The organism is Pseudomonas sp. FSL W5-0299 (genome assembly GCF_005930655.1).
GTDB lineage: Bacteria > Pseudomonadota > Gammaproteobacteria > Pseudomonadales > Pseudomonadaceae > Aquipseudomonas > Aquipseudomonas mandelii.
On record NZ_RXHX01000016.1, the window covers coordinates 118,264 to 135,370 of the forward strand.

The 17,107-nt window shown below is 59.5% G+C and carries 14 protein-coding genes and 1 rRNA gene; 8 read left to right on the forward strand and 7 right to left on the reverse strand.

Going from position 1 to position 17,107, the window contains the following annotated elements; all coding sequences use genetic code 11:
* Positions 1–202: 202 nt before the first annotated feature.
* The 4 genes from FHL16_RS19665 to FHL16_RS19680 all read left to right on the forward strand — a co-directional run bounded on the left by FHL16_RS19665 (position 203) and on the right by FHL16_RS19680 (position 5,581).
* Entirely contained in the window at positions 203–1,900 is a 1,698-nt protein-coding gene (locus tag FHL16_RS19665) for a molecular chaperone HscC (protein WP_077749025.1), read from the forward strand.
* An 11-nt stretch (positions 1,901–1,911) separates the two neighbouring features.
* Positions 1,912–3,633 carry a J domain-containing protein gene (locus FHL16_RS19670; protein ID WP_077749026.1) on the forward strand — a complete coding sequence of 574 codons (1,722 nt, stop codon included), beginning with the start codon at positions 1,912–1,914 and terminating at the stop codon, positions 3,631–3,633.
* A 73-nt stretch (positions 3,634–3,706) separates the two neighbouring features.
* Positions 3,707–4,879 carry a hypothetical protein gene (locus tag FHL16_RS19675; RefSeq protein ID WP_077749027.1) on the forward strand — a complete coding sequence of 391 codons (1,173 nt, stop codon included), beginning with the start codon at positions 3,707–3,709 and terminating at the stop codon, positions 4,877–4,879.
* A gap of 177 nt (positions 4,880–5,056) precedes the next feature.
* A complete protein-coding gene (locus FHL16_RS19680) occupies positions 5,057–5,581 on the forward strand; it encodes an SET domain-containing protein-lysine N-methyltransferase (RefSeq protein ID WP_077749028.1) in 525 nt (174 codons plus the stop codon).
* Between the two features lie 6 nt (positions 5,582–5,587).
* On the opposite strand, the gene can is transcribed toward FHL16_RS19680, so the two are convergent.
* Positions 5,588–6,232: a carbonate dehydratase gene (can, locus tag FHL16_RS19685; RefSeq protein ID WP_010458342.1), complete on the reverse strand. Its 645-nt coding sequence runs from the start codon at positions 6,230–6,232 to the stop codon at positions 5,588–5,590.
* A 142-nt stretch (positions 6,233–6,374) separates the two neighbouring features.
* Between can and FHL16_RS19690 the strand changes: the two genes are divergently transcribed.
* Positions 6,375–6,779 (forward strand): hypothetical protein, encoded by a 405-nt coding sequence (locus FHL16_RS19690; RefSeq protein WP_010458344.1) that lies wholly within the window; start codon positions 6,375–6,377, stop codon positions 6,777–6,779.
* A gap of 107 nt (positions 6,780–6,886) precedes the next feature.
* Here the strand turns inward: FHL16_RS19690 and rimI are convergent, their stop codons facing one another.
* Both rimI and FHL16_RS19700 read right to left on the reverse strand, forming a co-directional pair.
* The gene (gene rimI, locus FHL16_RS19695) at positions 6,887–7,339 is read right to left on the reverse strand and encodes a ribosomal protein S18-alanine N-acetyltransferase (RefSeq protein WP_077749029.1); all 453 of its coding nucleotides are present in this window, start codon (positions 7,337–7,339) and stop codon (positions 6,887–6,889) included.
* Positions 7,332–8,072 carry an energy transducer TonB gene (locus FHL16_RS19700; RefSeq protein WP_077749030.1) on the reverse strand — a complete coding sequence of 247 codons (741 nt, stop codon included), beginning with the start codon at positions 8,070–8,072 and terminating at the stop codon, positions 7,332–7,334. Before FHL16_RS19700 ends, rimI begins: the two co-directional genes overlap by 8 nt.
* A 219-nt stretch (positions 8,073–8,291) precedes the next feature.
* Here FHL16_RS19700 and mksB point away from each other — a divergent pair, with 219 nt between their 5' ends.
* Genes mksB through mksF form a run of 3 tightly spaced genes read left to right on the forward strand, consistent with a single transcriptional unit; the run spans position 8,292 to position 13,097 of the window.
* Positions 8,292–9,569, forward strand: coding sequence for an Mks condensin complex protein MksB (gene mksB / locus FHL16_RS19705; RefSeq protein WP_010458351.1), 1,278 nt, complete (start codon positions 8,292–8,294; stop codon positions 9,567–9,569).
* Positions 9,559–10,260 carry an Mks condensin complex protein MksE gene (gene mksE / locus FHL16_RS19710; RefSeq protein WP_077749032.1) on the forward strand — a complete coding sequence of 234 codons (702 nt, stop codon included), beginning with the start codon at positions 9,559–9,561 and terminating at the stop codon, positions 10,258–10,260. The genes mksB and mksE overlap by 11 nt, the downstream gene beginning before the upstream one ends.
* On the forward strand, positions 10,257–13,097 hold the full coding sequence (mksF, locus tag FHL16_RS19715; protein WP_077749033.1) for an Mks condensin complex protein MksF: 2,841 nt from the start codon (positions 10,257–10,259) through the stop codon (positions 13,095–13,097). The genes mksE and mksF overlap by 4 nt, the downstream gene beginning before the upstream one ends.
* Before the next feature lie 214 nt (positions 13,098–13,311).
* On the opposite strand, the gene FHL16_RS19720 is transcribed toward mksF, so the two are convergent.
* The 4 genes from FHL16_RS19720 to rrf all read right to left on the reverse strand — a co-directional run.
* Entirely contained in the window at positions 13,312–15,615 is a 2,304-nt protein-coding gene (locus tag FHL16_RS19720) for a PqiB family protein (RefSeq protein ID WP_077749034.1), read from the reverse strand.
* Positions 15,608–16,231, reverse strand: a complete 624-nt coding sequence (locus tag FHL16_RS19725) for a paraquat-inducible protein A (RefSeq protein WP_010458355.1) — start codon at positions 16,229–16,231, stop codon at positions 15,608–15,610. Before FHL16_RS19725 ends, FHL16_RS19720 begins: the two co-directional genes overlap by 8 nt.
* A complete protein-coding gene (locus tag FHL16_RS19730) occupies positions 16,218–16,877 on the reverse strand; it encodes a paraquat-inducible protein A (RefSeq protein WP_077749035.1) in 660 nt (219 codons plus the stop codon). The genes FHL16_RS19725 and FHL16_RS19730 overlap by 14 nt, the downstream gene beginning before the upstream one ends.
* 150 nt (positions 16,878–17,027) lie before the next feature.
* Positions 17,028–17,107: ribosomal RNA gene (gene rrf / locus FHL16_RS35075) — 5S ribosomal RNA — on the reverse strand; the annotation flags it as partial.

A 17,107-nucleotide genomic window follows, 5' to 3' on the forward strand; every position in this document is an offset into this window, starting at 1 on the left:
GTCTAGCAGTGCTCGAGAGCGGTAGACACTGCACCTCTTGTAACCCTCTGTCACATCCCACGCTTGCGGACCAAAGCACGTCCCGCCGCAAATAATAGCTCAGTGCCACTACTTTCCTTTACCGCCCCGCTGCTCCGGTAATATCCTTGCGCGAATATTATCTGTATCAACTTTTTGCAGGCCGGAAAGGGAGTTCATCGCCATGATCGTAGGGATTGACCTGGGAACCACCAACAGCCTCGTTGCCGTCTGGCGCGGGGAGTCCAGCGAGTTGGTGCCCAATGCACTCGGCCAGTTCCTCACTCCCAGCGTGGTGGGTCTCGATGATCAGGGCCGGGTTCTGGTCGGCCAGGCTGCCCGCGAGCGTTTGCACACTCACCCGCGCCAGACCGCTTCGCTGTTCAAGCGGCACATGGGCAGCGCTACGGAAGTGCGTCTGGGAGACCGGTCATTCCGTCCCGAGGAGCTTTCGGCGCTGGTGCTCAAGAGCCTGAAGGAAGACGTCGAGCGGGCCTTCGGCGAAACCGTGCATGAAGCGGTGATCAGCGTGCCGGCCTACTTCAGCGATGCCCAGCGCAAGGCCACGCGCATTGCCGGTGAGCTGGCGGGTCTGAAGGTTGAAAAACTGATCAACGAGCCAACCGCTGCGGCGCTGGCGTATGGACTGCATCAACGGGACAAGGAAACTTCGTTCCTGGTGTTCGACCTCGGCGGCGGCACCTTCGACGTGTCGATCCTGGAGCTCTTCGACGGGGTCATGGAAGTGCGCGCCAGCGCGGGCGACAACTTCCTGGGTGGTGAAGATTTCGACAGCGTGCTGCTTGAGCATTTCCTTGAGCACCATCGCAACACCGACAACTTTCCTGACCGCAACAGCATCATCCAGCCTTTGCGTCGCGAGGCCGAGCGCGTGCGCAAAGCCCTGGGCCAGGACAGCAGCGCCGAATTCAGCCTGCGGGTCGACGGCCAGCAATGGACGCAAACCATCACCCAAGCGCAATTGGCCACGCTCTACACGCCGCTGCTCGAACGCCTGCGCACACCGATCGAGCGGGCCCTGAGAGACGCGCGGATTCGGGTCAGTGATCTCGACGAAATCCTGCTGGTAGGTGGTACGACGCGCATGCCGCTGGTGCGCAAACTGGCGGCCGGCCTGTTTGGGCGTTTCCCTTCGATCAGTCTCGATCCGGACGAAGTCGTGGCCCACGGTGCGGCGATCCAGGCTGCCTTGAAAGCACGCTCCGCCGCGCTGGAAGAAGTGGTGCTGACCGACGTCTGTTCTTACACATTGGGCATCGAGACTTCGACCCAAATCGGCCAGCAGTACGAAAGCGGGCATTACTTGCCGATCATCGAGCGCAACAGCATCGTGCCGGTGAGCCGGGTCAAGACGGTGTACACATTGCAAGATAACCAAGAGCACGTGCTGCTGAAGATCTTTCAGGGCGAAAGCCGTCTGGTCAAAGACAACGTGGCATTGGGCGAACTGGACATCAAAGTGCCGAAACGCAAGGCCGGCGAAGTCGCCCTCGACGTGCGTTTCACCTACGACAACAACGGTTTGCTCGAAGCCCAGGTGGTCATTCCCCTGACGGGCGACAAGCATTCGCTGGTCATCGAAAACAACCCCGGCGTGCTCACACCCGAAGAGATTCAGGAACGCCTGGAGGGCCTGGCGCTGTTGAAGATTCATCCGCGCGATCAGCAGGTCAATACGGTGTTGACCGCACGTCTTGAGCGTCTCTATCAGGAAAGTCTGGGGCAGATGCGTGAACAGATTGCTCATTGGGCCAAACAGTTTCAGCACGTGCTTGATTCGCAGGATGAACGGCGGATCCGTGAAGCGCGCAGTGAACTGACCCAGCAACTGGGCACGCTGGACAACGGTCTCTGGCACTAAGGAGCAGCAACATGGATTGCTGGTCTGTGCTGGAACTGCCCGAAGACGCTGATGCGCGCACCATCAAGCGAAGCTATGCAAGGCTGCTGAAAACCTTCCGGCCCGATGAAGATCCCGAAGGCTTTCAGCGCTTGCGTGAAGCCTATGAGCAGGCGCTGGGTGTTGCGCAATGGCGAGCCGAATACGCCGCCGAAGAACATGAAGTCGCAACGGTCGACATTGTCGAGAAGCCCAATCACACCGACCTCCAGGCAGGGTCCGATGTGCTCGGCGTGCGTCCGTTGAGCCTTCAAAATCCGCCTCCACTTCGGCCCTTGAACCTTGAAAGTCCGCCCCCTCTGCGCTCGCTGAACCTTGCACCGTCCAACCCCGAGCCCCTTCACGAACCGGTTGCAGCGCCGGACGAACTCGCGGCGCGCACCTTGCTCGACGGACTCTCCGAGCAGAATCTGTCCGAGCGCTGGGCCCAAGCGCAACAACAGCACTGCGCCAAAGCGTTTGAGCAGCGATTACTGGCGTTGTGCTTCGATCATCCGGGCTTGCGCAATTCGATTGCCGCCTGGGCGGTCCAGCACCTCGATTGGCTCGCGCCCTGGCAAAACGTCGAAATGACCGATTGGCAGCGAGACGCTCTCGCCAGCGGCTTGCTGCAGGATTATCGGCAGGCGTTGCAGGAGTTGCTCGAAACCGGCAAGGAGCGGGAATTCCTGACACAGCTCAAAAGTTACACCGTGCAACCCTGGCTGCAGGTGTTCGATCGACGTCAGGAGTGGCAGCGGATCCTCCTGCAATTGTTCAACGACACCGAATGGAGCCTGCCACTGTTCGATCGCGTCGGTCAGGTGTTTGGCTGGGACGATAAAAAAGGCATTCATCCTGAACCGATGTCGCTCTGGCAGGCACTGATTGAGCGCTGCAATCAGGAAAGCTTCTACGCAAGCCTGCAGGCCAAGGCCCAAGACAACCGGACCTGGGCCGCTGACGTTCAAGCCGCGCACTTGCTGATGAATCCGATGCAGCCTGGCCAACAAAAGAAAATGATCGACGGCTTTGGCCAGAACGAATGGCAGGCCTGTCATGACCTTGCGCAAACCCTCAAGTGGCGTTATCCGCAATTGCGTTTGCGGTTGCCCCACGCCGATGTTTTTCACTGGCGACGTTTCCTGCCGCGCCCCATCGCCGACGAAACCTGGGTGCGTGTCTGGGCGGGCATCGCACTGGCGCTGTTTTTGTTTTATTTCCCGACCGAATACAAATCCAAAGGCTTCAGCATCAGCATTCCAATGATATTTATCCCGTTGGCATTCGCCTGCGTGCCGGTCTGGTTCTTCCGTTTCGCCATGAGTTGGTGGGTGCCGATCATCTCGCATGTCGTTGTCCAGGACCTGTGGCTGACCGAAGGCCTGGTCCCCCGCCACTGGAACCCGGATACCCGTTGGTTGGTGATGCGACACGGTGTTCCGCAAGCCGTCCTCACGTTGCTGTTCGGGCTTCTGTTGGGTTGGCCGGGCATGGCGACTTATGTCGGTTTCATGCTGATCGGTCTCTTGCACAAACGCCGTATCGGTCAGCTCGATCCTGAACTGGCCGCTCGGCGTCCCTGGCTGACGGCGCTGCATTGGGCGCACTTCAGTCCGTTGCAGTTGGTGTTTTTGCTGGTGATGGTCGGCGTCATCTTCGTGTGTCGGATGTATTTTCCGGAATATCACCTGACTCATTTGATGTTCAGGTGAGCGATTGCCGGCCGATCTGCTTAAGTAACTATCGCCCGCGATCAACGCGGCCCACGCTGAAAAGGATCTGAGCATGTTCAAACTGACAGGACTTACCCTCGCGGCCCTTACCCTGAGCGCCGCCGCCCACGCCAATGTCGATCTGAAACTGGGCAGCACCGAACGCGTCACGCGGCTGTTCGCCTACCCCAACAACTGCAACGTCGTCTGCTTCCGCAACTGGACGCTTGAGCAAACCGTCGAGCACTACCTGACGCAAAGCGTACAGCGCGATGGCTACAGCACTGCGAAAGTGCGGGTCAAAACCGATAACGGTCAGCTCTACGCCGACATCAGCGGCGTGCCGAAGGGTTACGAAAAACCGTTGTCCGCGCTGCTCAATGCCGGTGATCTGGCCTACACGGGCGCCAAAAAGCTCAACGTTGATGGCAAGTGGGCTTACAGCTGGTATCTGTTCCTGCCACTGGGCATGGCCCTGGAAAACCGCAAGAGCGTCGAGCTGCTGCATTTCCCGCCGGATTACTCCCTGACACAGGCCCAGGATTACCTGCGCTCCGCCACCACGGATCGCTGGGCCACGCTGCTGACCGACAACGGTATCCCCGCCGATCAGACGCCGGGTTACCAGACCATCATTGATATCGCGCCGATTGCGGCGCCGGCCAGTGCAGGCAAGGATCTGGAAGGTGTCTACGACTACTTCAAGGACTACCAGACCACCATGGTCAAGGAAGTCAGCCAGAACGCCAGCGGTGCCACGTTGCCGATGGTCGCGTTTGGCGCACCGGTGCGTAACTGGATCAAGCAGCAATACGGGCCGACCGTGAATGTGCTGGGTCTGGCCACGATCAGCCCGAGCGCCGGGGTGAAGGTGCCGGTGCTGGGCTCCAACCACCCGAGCTACATCTGGTACGCCGCCAACCCAGAGAGCTACACCGGCGACGATGCTCAGGCCAAGGCCGATGCCGCGGGCCTGAAAGTCATGGGCCAGGATTTGAGCGCCGCCTGCTGGCAGGCCGGTATGGGCAGCAAACCCGGGACCGACCCGACCGCTCAGCTGAAAGGCTGCACACAGACGTGGCAAGTGACCCAGAAAGAAAAAACCTGCGAGCTGTTCTACACCTCGATCCGTAACCTGACGCCTGAACAAGCCGTGGCCAAATGCGCGACGACGCCGATCCAGTCCGAGCTCAAACAGCTGCAAGCCCCGGCACCTGTGACTGCGGCTCCGGCGCCTGCGCTGTAAACGCCCTTGCACGTTTGCGTGTGAGCGAAGGCTTACGCGCAAAAGCGCACTTTCCTTCTGTCAGTTCTGACAGTAGACCCGTCGTTTCATTTGCGAGATCTTGAGGTAACCCCCTGTGTTGCAGGGCTGACAGGACGTCAGTTGGGAAATCGCAACGCGCTGCCGACAAGGATCGTTATGAAACCTCATTCCCTGCACGGGCCCCTGGCGCGAGCTCCCGATGGATTCTATCCATTCCCGGAGCTACCGCCAGGCCTTGGATTTCCTTCCCGGGTCGATTTCGAGATTATCTACAACGCGAGTGGATTGGCCGCGGCCATCGTAGCCCTGCGCGAATTTCCACAGATCAGCCGAATCTGCCGCGTGTCGGGGCATCTCGTGCCTTATCGCCATCGACATACCCGGCAACTGGCGCCTGGTATCCACGTCTACGACCCACACTTCAGCGGGCTGCTGAGGCACTCCTGCGACCCCAATGTCTTTCTCGACATGAGCGAAATGTGGTTGTGGGCACTGACGGATATTAATAAAGGCGACAACTTGACGATGGATTACGCCACGACCGAAGACAAACTGCTGCGCCAGTTCGCCTGTCAGTGCGGGTCCCCGGAGTGTCGAGGCTGGATCTGCGGCTACGATGAACAGCCGAACGCCGACGGCCAGTTGTATTTCCACCACTGGCGTCGGCGCAGTCTCTGTTGAACCGTTTTACAGCGTTTCGACCGGACGCAGTCGGTACTGCGGCGGCAATTGCTCAAAACCGCTGATGGTCGTGTTCAGGCTTTTCCACCGGCCATCCTTGATGCCGTAGATGCAACCATGGATCGACAGGTTCTGCCCGCGATGCCAGGCGTTTTGCACAATGCTGGTATGGCCGACGTTGGCCACTTGCTGGATCACGTTGAGCTCGCAGAGACGGTCGACCCGTTCTTCTTCGGTCGGCAACCCGGCCAGTTCTTCACGCTTCTCGTAATAGAGATCACGGATCGAGCGCAGCCAGCCGTCGATCAGGCCCAGCTGGCGATCCTGCATCGAAGCGCGCACACCGCCGCAGCCGTAGTGGCCCGTGACGAGGATGTGTTTGACCTTGAGCACGTCGACCGCGTACTGAATCACCGACAGGCAGTTGAGGTCAGTGTGCAGCACCACGTTGGCCACGTTGCGGTGGACGAACAGGTCGCCGGGCAGCATGCCGACGATCTCGTTGGCAGGCACCCGGGCGTCGGAACAGCCAATCCACAAGTATTCCGGCGTCTGTTGGCGAGCCAGCTTGGAGAAGAAGTCCGGATCTTCCTGTTTGATCGCCTCGGCCCAGCGTTCGTTGTTATCAATCAGATCTTGTAATTCGTTCATGCTGTAAAGCCTCAAGAATGATGCGCTGGTTTGACAGACAACCGCCCGTCGGGGTCACGCGCTTGATGCAAGTAATGCCGGGTGGAATTCTCAGGAGTTCAGCGGGTCCACCCTAGTAAGGCCCACAGTATGAGGAATTGCCATGACTGATTCACGACGTCCGTACGATGCGGTGCAGCCCGAGCCCATCGACGACAACGAAGACCGCATGGGTTCGATGCATGAACTGGATTTCGACGAGGAAGAACCCAGCGCGAAAATAGGCGACGAACTGCCGGAAACCGAGCGCGAACGGCTGATGCCTCGGGAACGTGTGCGTGAAGCGGGCATGACGGGGGCCTCGACCGATGACCATGAGTCTACAGATGATGACATGAGCCCGGAAACGTTGATCCGTGAAGACGGTGCGCGGGATGCCCATGAGGCCGGTGAGGGCAATCAGGCGGATTGGGATTTGAGTATTGTCGATGAAGACGATATTGGCGGGGGCAATGGGCTGGATGAGGCGGAGATGGCGCGGCGGGATCCGATGGACGGTAATCGTTGATCGTAGATGTCAGTCAGGACGCCTTCGCGGGCAAGCCTCGCTCCTACGGGATGGGTAAGACACCAGTCCTGTAGGAGCGAGGCTTGCCCGCGAAGCTTCAAAAAGGCTCAGTCGACCAAAGTGCAGGCCATGACCACGGCATCTTCCCGCCCTCCCACCGCGGGGTAGTAATCCCGCCGCCGCCCAATCTCGTTAAACCCATAACGCTCATACAACTTGAACGCGCCACGGTTGCTGTCGCGCACTTCCAGAAAACATTCCCGCGCCTTGGCGTTATACGCCCGGGACATCAAATGCTCCAGCAGCGTCAAACCCAGCCCACGGCCCTGATTCTCGGGCTTGACGGTGATGTTGAGCAGATGCGCTTCATCCAGAATGATCTGCACCACGCCGTGACCGACCTGTTGCTGCCCTTCGAACATCAGCCAGATCTGGTACTTGCCCAGCCCATCCAGAAAAATCCCGCGGGTCCAGGGATGGCTGTACGCCGCGTATTCGATTTTCAGTACAGCGTCCAGGTCCGCCTCGGTCATCGGGCGGAACGATACAGCGTCACTCATTTGATTCTTTCCAGCGCGCCATCAGCCGACGCATGGCTTGCCAGACATCAGCCTTACGCTGTGGCTCTTCCATTAATAATTCCAGGCCCGGCAGGGCCCAGACCGAGCCCAGGCCTTCGACCTGGAGTTCACGGTTGAAGGATTCGGCGTTCGCCTCACCGGCAAAACGCACCGCTGGCAGGCCGATCAGCCACACGCAAACGCACGGAGCGTCTTCCAGCCGGGCCGAGAGAAAACCTTGCACGAAGTCCCGAGCGGCTTCCGGCCCCTGATCCATGGTGCCCCGGGCCAACAGCGGCCAGCGCACCGGCTCGCCGATGATCTGCGGGCTGTCCGGCAGACCGGCGGCGCGCAGCATGTCTTTGAGCAGCAGATAGGCTGGATCGCGGGTCTGGAACGTTTCGCCTGTGGGTAACTCGACCAATAGCAGGCACCGACCAGCGCGCAGCAATTGCAGGGAAAAACGCGGTGGCGGCACTGGCACAGACTTGGCGACGACCGGCGCGGCGTCTTCTTCGACCTTGGCGTTCGTGCGGGTGCTGGCCAGCGATGGCCGCGGCACCTCGATCTTGACGCGCTCCGTCGGTGCCACCACTGGCGCAGCGGCAGGTGCTGGCACAGAGGCAGGCACCACCGGCGCGACGACCAACGGCTCCGGCATCTCCATCAGCTCGGGACGCGATGGCGCGGCAAAGGGCAATTCAGTGCGCGGCAGCCAGTTGACCACCTGCATGGCAGTCAAATAGGCGCGGCGACGGGACTCGATTAGCAAAGGTCGGCCACTTGTGGATAACTAAAGTGCGCTGATTCTACCGCCCTTCGCTCAAGATCGCCCGCGCTTGATCGATACTCTTTCCCTTAGAAACAGCGACAGCCCGTCCCGAGAGTGAATCGCATCGGTCCCGATGCAGTACAATCGCGGCTTTTAATCGCCAACCAGCCGGCCATTCCGATGATCGAACCCAAGCGCGTCTTGCGCGCCCTCGCTGAACACTGGGCACTTCTGGAGCCACTGTGCGAGCACTTCGACCAAGGCACATTGAGCCTCAACGAACTGCGTTCACAGTTGGCCGCCCAGCAACTCGACAGTACGCCGCAGGACATCACCAGCCTGCTGGACGTGTGGATCCGCCTCGACATTCTGGTTCCCGTGGCAAAAAGCCCGAACCGTTTCGAGCTCAATGCGCAGATCCACGACTTCCTCGCTTACCTGCGCCGTGAGCACCGTCTGGGCCTGTGCCTGGAGATCGAAGCCTATCTGCGTCACCTCGAACGTCTGGCCGGTTATATCCAGGACGCTTTCGACATTCGCGATGGCCACGATCTGGCGCGCCAATTGCGTTTGCTCGACATGCGCGTACGCGATGTATTGAAGAAACTCGCCAACGACGAACAGGCCCTGGTGGCCGTCGCCGAACGCGCCAAGACCAGCGACCGGCAGATCCCGCTGCGTCAGCGTTACGCCGAAGTACTGGCGACCTGGGACGAATACGTCGAGCCGATGATTCAGTTGGTGAACGCCGACGGCGCCTTCGAGCAAGGCGTGCGCAAGGTCGAGAACGTCCTGCTGCGCATGCTCACCGAACAACAGCGCCTCGGTCACCTGGTCGACGACGACATGCTGCTGCGTACTCACGCACGCATCCTCGAAATGCAGACCAGCGCCCAACTGACCCTGCGCCACGCCCGCGAATTGCTGCTGCCGTTGCGTGAAGAAGCCCGTCGACACAACGCCGTGACCCGAGGCGCTGCGCTGGCCTTGTCGGCCATTCGTCGCAAAGGCATCGATGCGGTGCCGCAAGCGGCGATGCCGATGTTCACCCGCCCGCAAAGCACCTTCCTCGGCAGCGCCAGTCAGGTCGAAGCCTACGTTTATGCGCTGGCCCGATTCGAGCCGAAACCGGCGCGCTTCCCCAAGGCCCACAAAACGCAGAAAGGCGAAGCGCCGCGCGCGCCACGCACGGTTCGGGAAATGCTCGAACGCTGCGAAGACGCCCTGCCGATGCCGGACCTGATGACCTGGCTGCTGGAGCAGGAGCCGGACGGCGCCACCGACGAATTGCTTTATTGGTTCTCGCGCCTGTCGCGGGAAAAACGCTTCACACGCGAGCGTCTGGAACGCCGCGATTACCACACTCACGAGCACCAGGTCAGCCTGCGCTCCTTCGCCCTGCTCTCGGCCCGCGACACCGCCGCCGAGGATTCTGCGAGCACCCCACATGCATCTTGATCTATCCGAACTGTCCCAACTGGCGCCGATCTTTCGCGAGCTGTTCAAGGGCTACCACGTCAGCCGCCGCGACCCGGAGTTGTACGCGCAACTGTCGAACTTCCAGGACCAGTACCGCACGCTGTTCAGGGCGCTGGGCTATGAGTTGGTCTGCGACACCCGTGGTTTCTATTACTTCGTGCCGGACCTTGCGGCGGCAGCGGTGAACAAGACTGCGCAACGTCTGGCGTTGTTCACCTTCATCCTCGTCGAGCACTTGGCGGATCAGGGCCGTGACCCGGTCGCCGTACTCGACGGTGGCAGCCTCGGCCGCGATGAATTGCCGTCCTTGCTGGAAAAATACCGCGACCTGTTCATCCAGGCCGAAGTGCAGACCGTGGAAGAACTCGAAGAAAAAATCATGCGCCGCATGACCCAGCTCGGTTTTGCCGGCGAAGAAAACGGCATCTACCGCTTCCTGCCGCCGATGCATCGTTTCCTCGACGTTTGCCTGTCGGTTCAACAAGACCGCGATCTGGCGGCCAGCCTGCACAGCGTCTTACCGCTGCCGGTTCCGGTGCTGATCGATGACGACAGCGACGAAAAACTGCTGCAAACCGATGATCCGCTCGATCTGAGTGACTTCGAAGAAGAAAGCGAAGAAGACGCCATGGCCCGCGCCATTGCAGAAGAACAGGAGACCGACGCATGAGCAAGGAACGCTACGGCATTCGCCGCTTTGCCCTTTTGAACACCGCCGGTTACAGCCTCGGCCTGTTTCCACTGGAAGAACCGTTGTCGGTCTACGGCGCGAACAACCTCGGTAAATCCGCCTCGATCAACGCGTTGCAGTTTCCGATTCTGGCGCGCATGTCGGACATGAGTTTCGGCAAGTACAGCCTGGAACAATCCCGTCGTTTCTACTTCGCCTCGGACACCAGTTACATCCTGGTCGAAGTCTCGCTGCCCCACGGCCCGCACGTCATCGGCGTGGTCGGGCGTGGCCCGGGCGGTGGTTTCGGTCACCAGTTCTTTGCCTACGCCGGCAAACTGGACCTGGCGCATTACCAGAAGAACGACACCTGCCTGCGCCAGAAAGAGCTGTTCACCAACCTTGAGCGTGAGGGCCTGAAAGCCTATGAACTCAAGCCGGATGAGCTGCGTCGCTTGCTGGTCGGCGGTCACACCTCAATCCCGCTGGACCTGACCCTGATCCCGCTGCGCTCCACCAGCGAGCAGAGCCTGAAGACGTTCCGCGCACTGTTCATCAACCTGCTGCACATGCGCGAAATCACCGCGGCCAAGCTCAAGCAGCTGTTCCTCGATGCGTTTGAACACAGTCTGCGTTCCGGCAGCGTCGATTACATCGCCGCGTGCGAAGAAGCGTTCCGCGATGTACGCCGCATGGAGCAGGACTACAACTCGCTGGTCACCGCCGGCCCGTTGGTTGAAGCCCTCGCCGCCGGCGTGACCCAGCGCAATATTCTGCGCGGCAAGTTGCACCGTATCTCTCCGCTGCTCGATTCGTTGCTTGGCACTTGGTCGGATTACGCCAGTGCGCGCAAGGAAGAGCTGACGATTCAGGCCGAGCACTACCGCAACGAACAGGACGCGCTGCAAAACGATCAGCGTGGCGGCACTCAGGAGTTGATGCGCCTGGAGCGGGAAATAACCGGCATCCAGCGTTGGCTCGGAGAACTCTCGGCGTTGAAGAATCGCTTCGCGTTGGTCGATGACGTCAAAGTGCTGGAGCAGCAACTGCTCGCGGCCAAGGACGCGCACGATGAACTGGCCGGTGCGCTGGCCCAGTCGCGGCAGTTCTCTGCCGAAGACCTCGAAGAACGTCTGCGGGACCTGGAAAAACGCCTGAAATCGGTGAAACAGCAACTCGATCACGCCGACAACAACAGCTACGCCCGTCTGCGCGAAGAGTTCTCGCAGCAGGACGTTGAGCGTTTGATGCGTCTGTTCAACAGCGCGCTGTTCAGCCTGCCGCTGGGTGAGCATGGCATTACGCTGGATGAGGACGGTCAGTGGGTCAAATCCCTGGAGCTGATCCTCGACGGCTTCAAAGGCGAGCGTTTCGAAGTACCAGGCCTGACCATCGACATCTCGCACATTGAGCCGCCAGCCCTGCAAGCCCTGGCCGACCGCGCGGCATTGCGCGATCAGAAAGACCGCCTGGAGAAAGAACTCAAGCAACTGAAAACCCAGGCTGCCGTGGTCGCCGACCGCGCAGCGAGCAAGACCCAGACCGAAGCGCTGTACCAGCAAGTGCTGGATGCGCAAAAAGCCCTGGAAGATTTCCGCCGTGCACAAACCCTGAGCGCCGAAGAAGGCGACAAGCTGGAGCAACTGGCGCAGATGGAAGCGGCGCAGGACGAATTGAAGCGTTCCAGCGATGCCTTCACCGAGCGCGTCCAGCAACTGTCCGCCAAGCTGCAACTGGTCGGCCGGCAGATCGGCGACATGGAAGCCAAGCAACGCACCCTAGACGACGCTCTGCGCCGCCGGCAGCTGTTGCCCGCAGACCTGCCGTTCGGTACGCCGTTCATGGACCCGATCGATGATTCCATGGACAACCTGCTGCCGCTGCTCAACGACTATCAGGACAGCTGGCAGGGTTTGCAGCGCAGCGACGGCCAGATCGAGGCGCTTTATGCGCAGGTTCGCCTCAAGGGCGTGGCCAAGTTCGACAGCGAAGACGATATGGAGCGTCGCCTGCAACTGCTGATCAACGCTTACGCGCACCGCACCGACGAAGCGCTGACCCTCGGCAAGGCGCGCCGTGCGGCGGTGACCGACATCGCCCGGACCCTGCGCAACATCCGCAGCGACTACGACAGCCTTGAGCATCAACTGGCGCTGTTCAACCGCGAGATCAACAAACGTCAGGTCTCCAACCTGCAGAGCTTCCGCATCGTGCTCGCGCCGAACAAGGAAGCCCTCAAGCACATCGACCAGATCATCCACAGCGCCGGTCAGTACGAGGAAGGCGAAACCCTTTCGGTCTTCGACCTGAGCCAAAGCGCCGATCAGGACAACAAGAACGAAGAAGCCAAGGAATACCTGGCCCGTCTGGTGGCGGCTAACCACAACCAGCTCGGCCTCAAGGACTTGTTCGAACTGGCGTTCGAGATTACCAAGGTCAACGGCCAGCCGGTGATTCACACCGACATCGACGGCGCGGCCTCCAACGGCACCACGATGACCATCAAGGCGCTGACCAACATGTACTTGTTGCTGCACTTGATGGACCGTGATCAAGCCGGTCGCGTGCGCCTGCCGTACTACCTCGACGAGGCGGCGGACATCGACGAGAAGAACCAGGCTGCGCTGCTGGAAACCAGCCTGCAATTGGGCTTTGTGCCGATCCTGGCGAGTGTGAAACCGCAGGTTTGCGCCAGTGTGGCGATCGACCTGGAAGGTGGCAGTGGGCCAAACGGGATCTACATCGATGAGGCGGACTGGAAGTACATCCGTCGGCATGATGAGGTGAAGACTGTGGTTAACGTTGAAGCAGATGAGCCGGAGCTGGACGCGGTTTGATTTGCGTTAATCGAAGGCATTAAAAAGGCCGCGATCCAATGGATCGCGGCCTTTTTTTGGGCATATCTTTTTAGTGATTCAGTGTACTTGAGGGCCTCTTCGCGAGCAGGCTCGCTCCCACAGGGGGTTGGTGTCGATCACAAATCCGTGGTCTCAGCAAATACCTTGTGGGAGCGAGCCTGCTCGCGATGGCGGCAGCAGGAACACCAATAGTCTATTTACCGAGTGAAATCTTCGGCGCCCAGGTCAGCCATTCATCTTCAAACTTGTCGAACAGCGGGAACGTCTGCTCAGGCCGCGCCGGATTGCCCATGCGATCACCCTCCGGCGTGGCGAAGGCGATACCGCCCTGAATCAGCGTTTCCAACGATTCGGTACGGACCGTCGCGCCTTTGAACAAGCCGTAGTCGAACCCGAAACCGCTGGTGTTCCAGAAACGTGTGCCGCTGCGCACCAAGGGCGCGTATTTCGGCTCGATCAGAATGTGCACCAACACACGGTCAGCGGTCTGACCCAATTCATAGCCCGTCACCTTGCCCACGGTGACCTCGCGGTACGTCACCGGCACACCGATTTTCAGTGAACCACGGCGAGCGGCGCTCAACACCAGACTCAAACCGGCTTCTTGCTTGGCCGATTCCGGTGGAGTGGCCAGGGCGACGAAGTTCTTCTGCGGCCCCAGATTCTTCGCTGCTGGCTGCACTTCGATGTATTGGCCAGTTACCAGCGTTTCCAGGTTGGAGGTCTTGATCAGGCCCAACTCAGGCTTGACCACCCAGAACTGACTGCCGACCCGGGCAATGCGCTCCGGCACTTCGGTGATTCGTGCGGTGAGCATCACCGATTGCAGGTCATCACTGAGGTCGACATCTTCGATCTTGCCGACATCCAAGCCTTTGAATCTCACGGGAGTGCCACTGCGCAAGCCATCGGCGCGATCGACCTTGATCGTAACCACGGCGCCTTTCTGGTTGGCTTCCTCATGGCTGGCGAACAGGCGGAAACGCGGAATGCGTTTTTGCAACGGCGCCTTGGCTTCGGGGGTTTCGAAAGCGATGCCGCCGGCCATCAGGCTTTGCAACGATTCACTTTTGACCTGGATTCCACCGGTCAGTCCGCCTGTGAGCGTGATTCCGCTGGCATTCCAGAAGCGTGTCGAGGCATTGACCAAGCCTTCGTATTCCTTCTCGATGTGGACACCGATCACCAGTTGCTTCTTCTTTTTGGAGAACTGATAGCTCTGCACCGAACCAACCTTGACCTGCTTATAGAGAATCGGACTGCCGACTTCCAGCGAACCCAGGTTTTCGGTGAACAACACCAGGTGCAGACCGGGCGAACGCAGGTCCAACGGCGGCGCCTTGGGTCTGGCCACAAATTCACGTTGCGGCGCGGCCCCTTTGTCGCCCGGTCGCACAGCGATGTAGTTACCTTTGACCAAGGCCTCCAGCCCGGTGATGCCCGCAAGGGAAATCGACGGTTTGACCACCCAGAACTGAGTGCCTTCGACCAGGTAATCCTCGGCCAGTGGATCAAGTGTCAATTCGGCAGTGGCGGCATTCAGGTCCGGATCGACCTTCAGTGCTTTCAGGTTGCCGACCTGGATGCCTTTGTACATGACCGGAGTACGGCCGGCCTGCAGGCCTTCGAAATCGCTGAGTTTGACCTTGACCCGAATACCGGCAGCGGCGGCATCGAAGTCCTCGTAGAGGCGAAACGGCAGGCTTGGATCGGTGGGCGGGCTGTCCTTGCGGTTCTCCGGCGTGGCGAAAGCGATACCGCCGGCGACGATGCTGGCGAGCGATTCGCTGCGCACTTTTACACCAGACAGGTTGGCGTCGATGCTGATGCCGCTGGCGTTCCAGAAACGGGTGTGTTTGCGCACCAGATTGGCGTAGGTGGGCTCAATGAACACTTTGAGCTCGACTGTGCTTTGATCTTCCGACAGCAAGTAGCTTTTGACCTGGCCGACCTTGATCTGCTTGTAGAACACGGGGCTGCCGCGATTCAGTGAACCGAGACGATCAGCCTTGATGGTGAGGTGCAGGCCGGGCTGAGAGTCTGACAGCGGGGGCTCTTCAGCCAGGGCCTTGAACTTGCGGGTAGGCTCGCCCTCGCCGGGGCTGATGGCCACGTAGTTGCCGGACACCAGCGTTTCCAGCCCGGTGATACCAGCCAGGGTCACGCTCGGTTTGACCAGCCAGAAACGGGTGCTGGTCTTGAGGTATTGCTCCACGTCCTTGTTCATCTCGACGGTGGCGATCACACCTTTGGAACTGCCTTCGTCATCGAGCTTAAGGGTTTTCACCTTGCCGACTGGCATGCCCTTATAGACGACTTCAGTCTTGTTGGCCTGAATGCCTTCACCGCTTTCGAAACGCACCTGTATCTCGATGCCAGTTTCGCTATAGGCACGCCAGCCGAGCCAGCCGCCGATGATCAGGGCGATCAGGGGCAGCACCCAGATGGCAGACCAGTTCGAAGCCGGTCGGGTTTTAGCTGTAGGCAAATCAGTCATGGTCGTCGTCCGACTCCGTGTTATCCCAAATCAGTCGGGGATCGAAAGTAACTGCGGCAAGCATCGTCAAAATCACCACACTGGCGAAAGCGATGGCGCCAAGATTGGCTTCGACGCTGGCAAGCCGTCCGAAATTCACGACCGCCACCAGGATGGCGATCACGAAGATGTCCAGCATCGACCAGCGGCCGATGAACTCGATAAAGCGGTACATCCAGATTCGTTGGCGTGCCGAGAGGGGCTGGCGACGTTGTACTGAAAACAGCAGCAGCGCGATGCCCACCAGCTTGAACGTCGGCACCAGAATACTGGCGATAAAAACCACGGCGGCGATGGGAATCATGCCGTGCTGAACCAGCTGGATAACGCCCGACATGATGGTGCTGGGATCGCCCTGCCCTAATGAGCTGACAGTCATGATCGGCAGCACGTTGGCCGGAATGTAGAGAATCGCTGCGGTGACCAGGAGTGCCCAGGTCCGCATGACACTGTTCGGGCGACGGGCGTGCACCAGCGCACCGCAACGGGTGCAGGTTTGCTCGTCGGTGTCGGCTTCCTGCTTGTTCAATTCATGGCATTCGGTGCAAATCAGAATGCCTGCATCAATCGCCCGCATGGGCATCCTCTCCTGACAAAGCCTGCCAGATCTGATGAGGCGACATCACGACCTCCAACCAGACCTGGACCAACAACAAACTGATAAAGCAGGCCAAACCGAGACCTACTGTAATGGCTGCCATATCTGCCAGTTTTACGATCGCCACCAGTACGCCCATGAGGTAAACCTCGAGCATCCCCCAGTCCCTTAGATGGTGATAAATACGGTAGAGCAGCAAACCGTAGCTGCGTCCGATATCAAACCGGATGCTCAATAGCACGGCCAATTGGCAGAGCAACTTGAGCAACGGGATTCCCATGCTGCACAGGAACACAATCACCGAGACGCCTTGCATGCCGGTATCGAACAGACCGACAACGCCGGTCCAGACGGTGTCTTGCGACGATTGCCCGAGTAGATTGAGCTGCATGATGGGTAAAAAGTTCGCCGGGATGTACAACAACAGCGCGGCGATGACCAACGCGAGACTGCGCTGCACTACGTTGTGCCGATGGGCGTAGAGTTCGTAACCGCAGCGCGGGCACAGGGCTTTCTCGCCATGGGCAAGCTCAGGCTTGCGCATCAGCAAGTCACACTCATGGCAGGCCACCAAGTCGTCCAGCGGTAATTCTGACAGCCCGGGGGCGTCAACCGGATCTGGCATAAGGGCTCTGGCTCCGAAAAAAGTTGGACCTATTCTAGTGTCATGAGTCGAAAATAACTGTGCAAATTTGTGTTGTAGCTTGAGGAGAACTTTCCTGCGGACAAAACAAAACCCCTACCTGCATACGCAGATAGGGGTTTGGGAATTTAATCTTGACGATGACCTACTCTCACATGGGGAAACCCCACACTACCATCGGCGATGCATCGTTTCACTGCTGAGTTCGGGAT

Bases quoted from the DNA above. Each gene is read 5' to 3' on its own strand.
- FHL16_RS19665 (WP_077749025.1), top strand. From the start codon at position 203: ATGATCGTAGGGATTGACCTGGGAACCACCAACAGCCTCGTTGCCGTC.
- FHL16_RS19680 (WP_077749028.1), top strand. From the start codon at position 5,057: ATGAAACCTCATTCCCTGCACGGGCCCCTGGCGCGAGCTCCCGATGGA.
- FHL16_RS19720 (WP_077749034.1), bottom strand. From the start codon at position 15,615: ATGACTGATTTGCCTACAGCTAAAACCCGACCGGCTTCGAACTGGTCT.
- FHL16_RS19670 (WP_077749026.1), top strand. From the start codon at position 1,912: ATGGATTGCTGGTCTGTGCTGGAACTGCCCGAAGACGCTGATGCGCGC.
- FHL16_RS19690 (WP_010458344.1), top strand. From the start codon at position 6,375: ATGACTGATTCACGACGTCCGTACGATGCGGTGCAGCCCGAGCCCATC.
- FHL16_RS19700 (WP_077749030.1), bottom strand. From the start codon at position 8,072: ATGCAGGTGGTCAACTGGCTGCCGCGCACTGAATTGCCCTTTGCCGCG.
- rimI (WP_077749029.1), bottom strand. From the start codon at position 7,339: ATGAGTGACGCTGTATCGTTCCGCCCGATGACCGAGGCGGACCTGGAC.
- mksF (WP_077749033.1), top strand. From the start codon at position 10,257: ATGAGCAAGGAACGCTACGGCATTCGCCGCTTTGCCCTTTTGAACACC.
- FHL16_RS19675 (WP_077749027.1), top strand. From the start codon at position 3,707: ATGTTCAAACTGACAGGACTTACCCTCGCGGCCCTTACCCTGAGCGCC.
- mksB (WP_010458351.1), top strand. From the start codon at position 8,292: ATGATCGAACCCAAGCGCGTCTTGCGCGCCCTCGCTGAACACTGGGCA.
- FHL16_RS19725 (WP_010458355.1), bottom strand. From the start codon at position 16,231: ATGCGGGCGATTGATGCAGGCATTCTGATTTGCACCGAATGCCATGAA.
- can (WP_010458342.1), bottom strand. From the start codon at position 6,232: ATGAACGAATTACAAGATCTGATTGATAACAACGAACGCTGGGCCGAG.
- FHL16_RS19730 (WP_077749035.1), bottom strand. From the start codon at position 16,877: ATGCCAGATCCGGTTGACGCCCCCGGGCTGTCAGAATTACCGCTGGAC.
- mksE (WP_077749032.1), top strand. From the start codon at position 9,559: ATGCATCTTGATCTATCCGAACTGTCCCAACTGGCGCCGATCTTTCGC.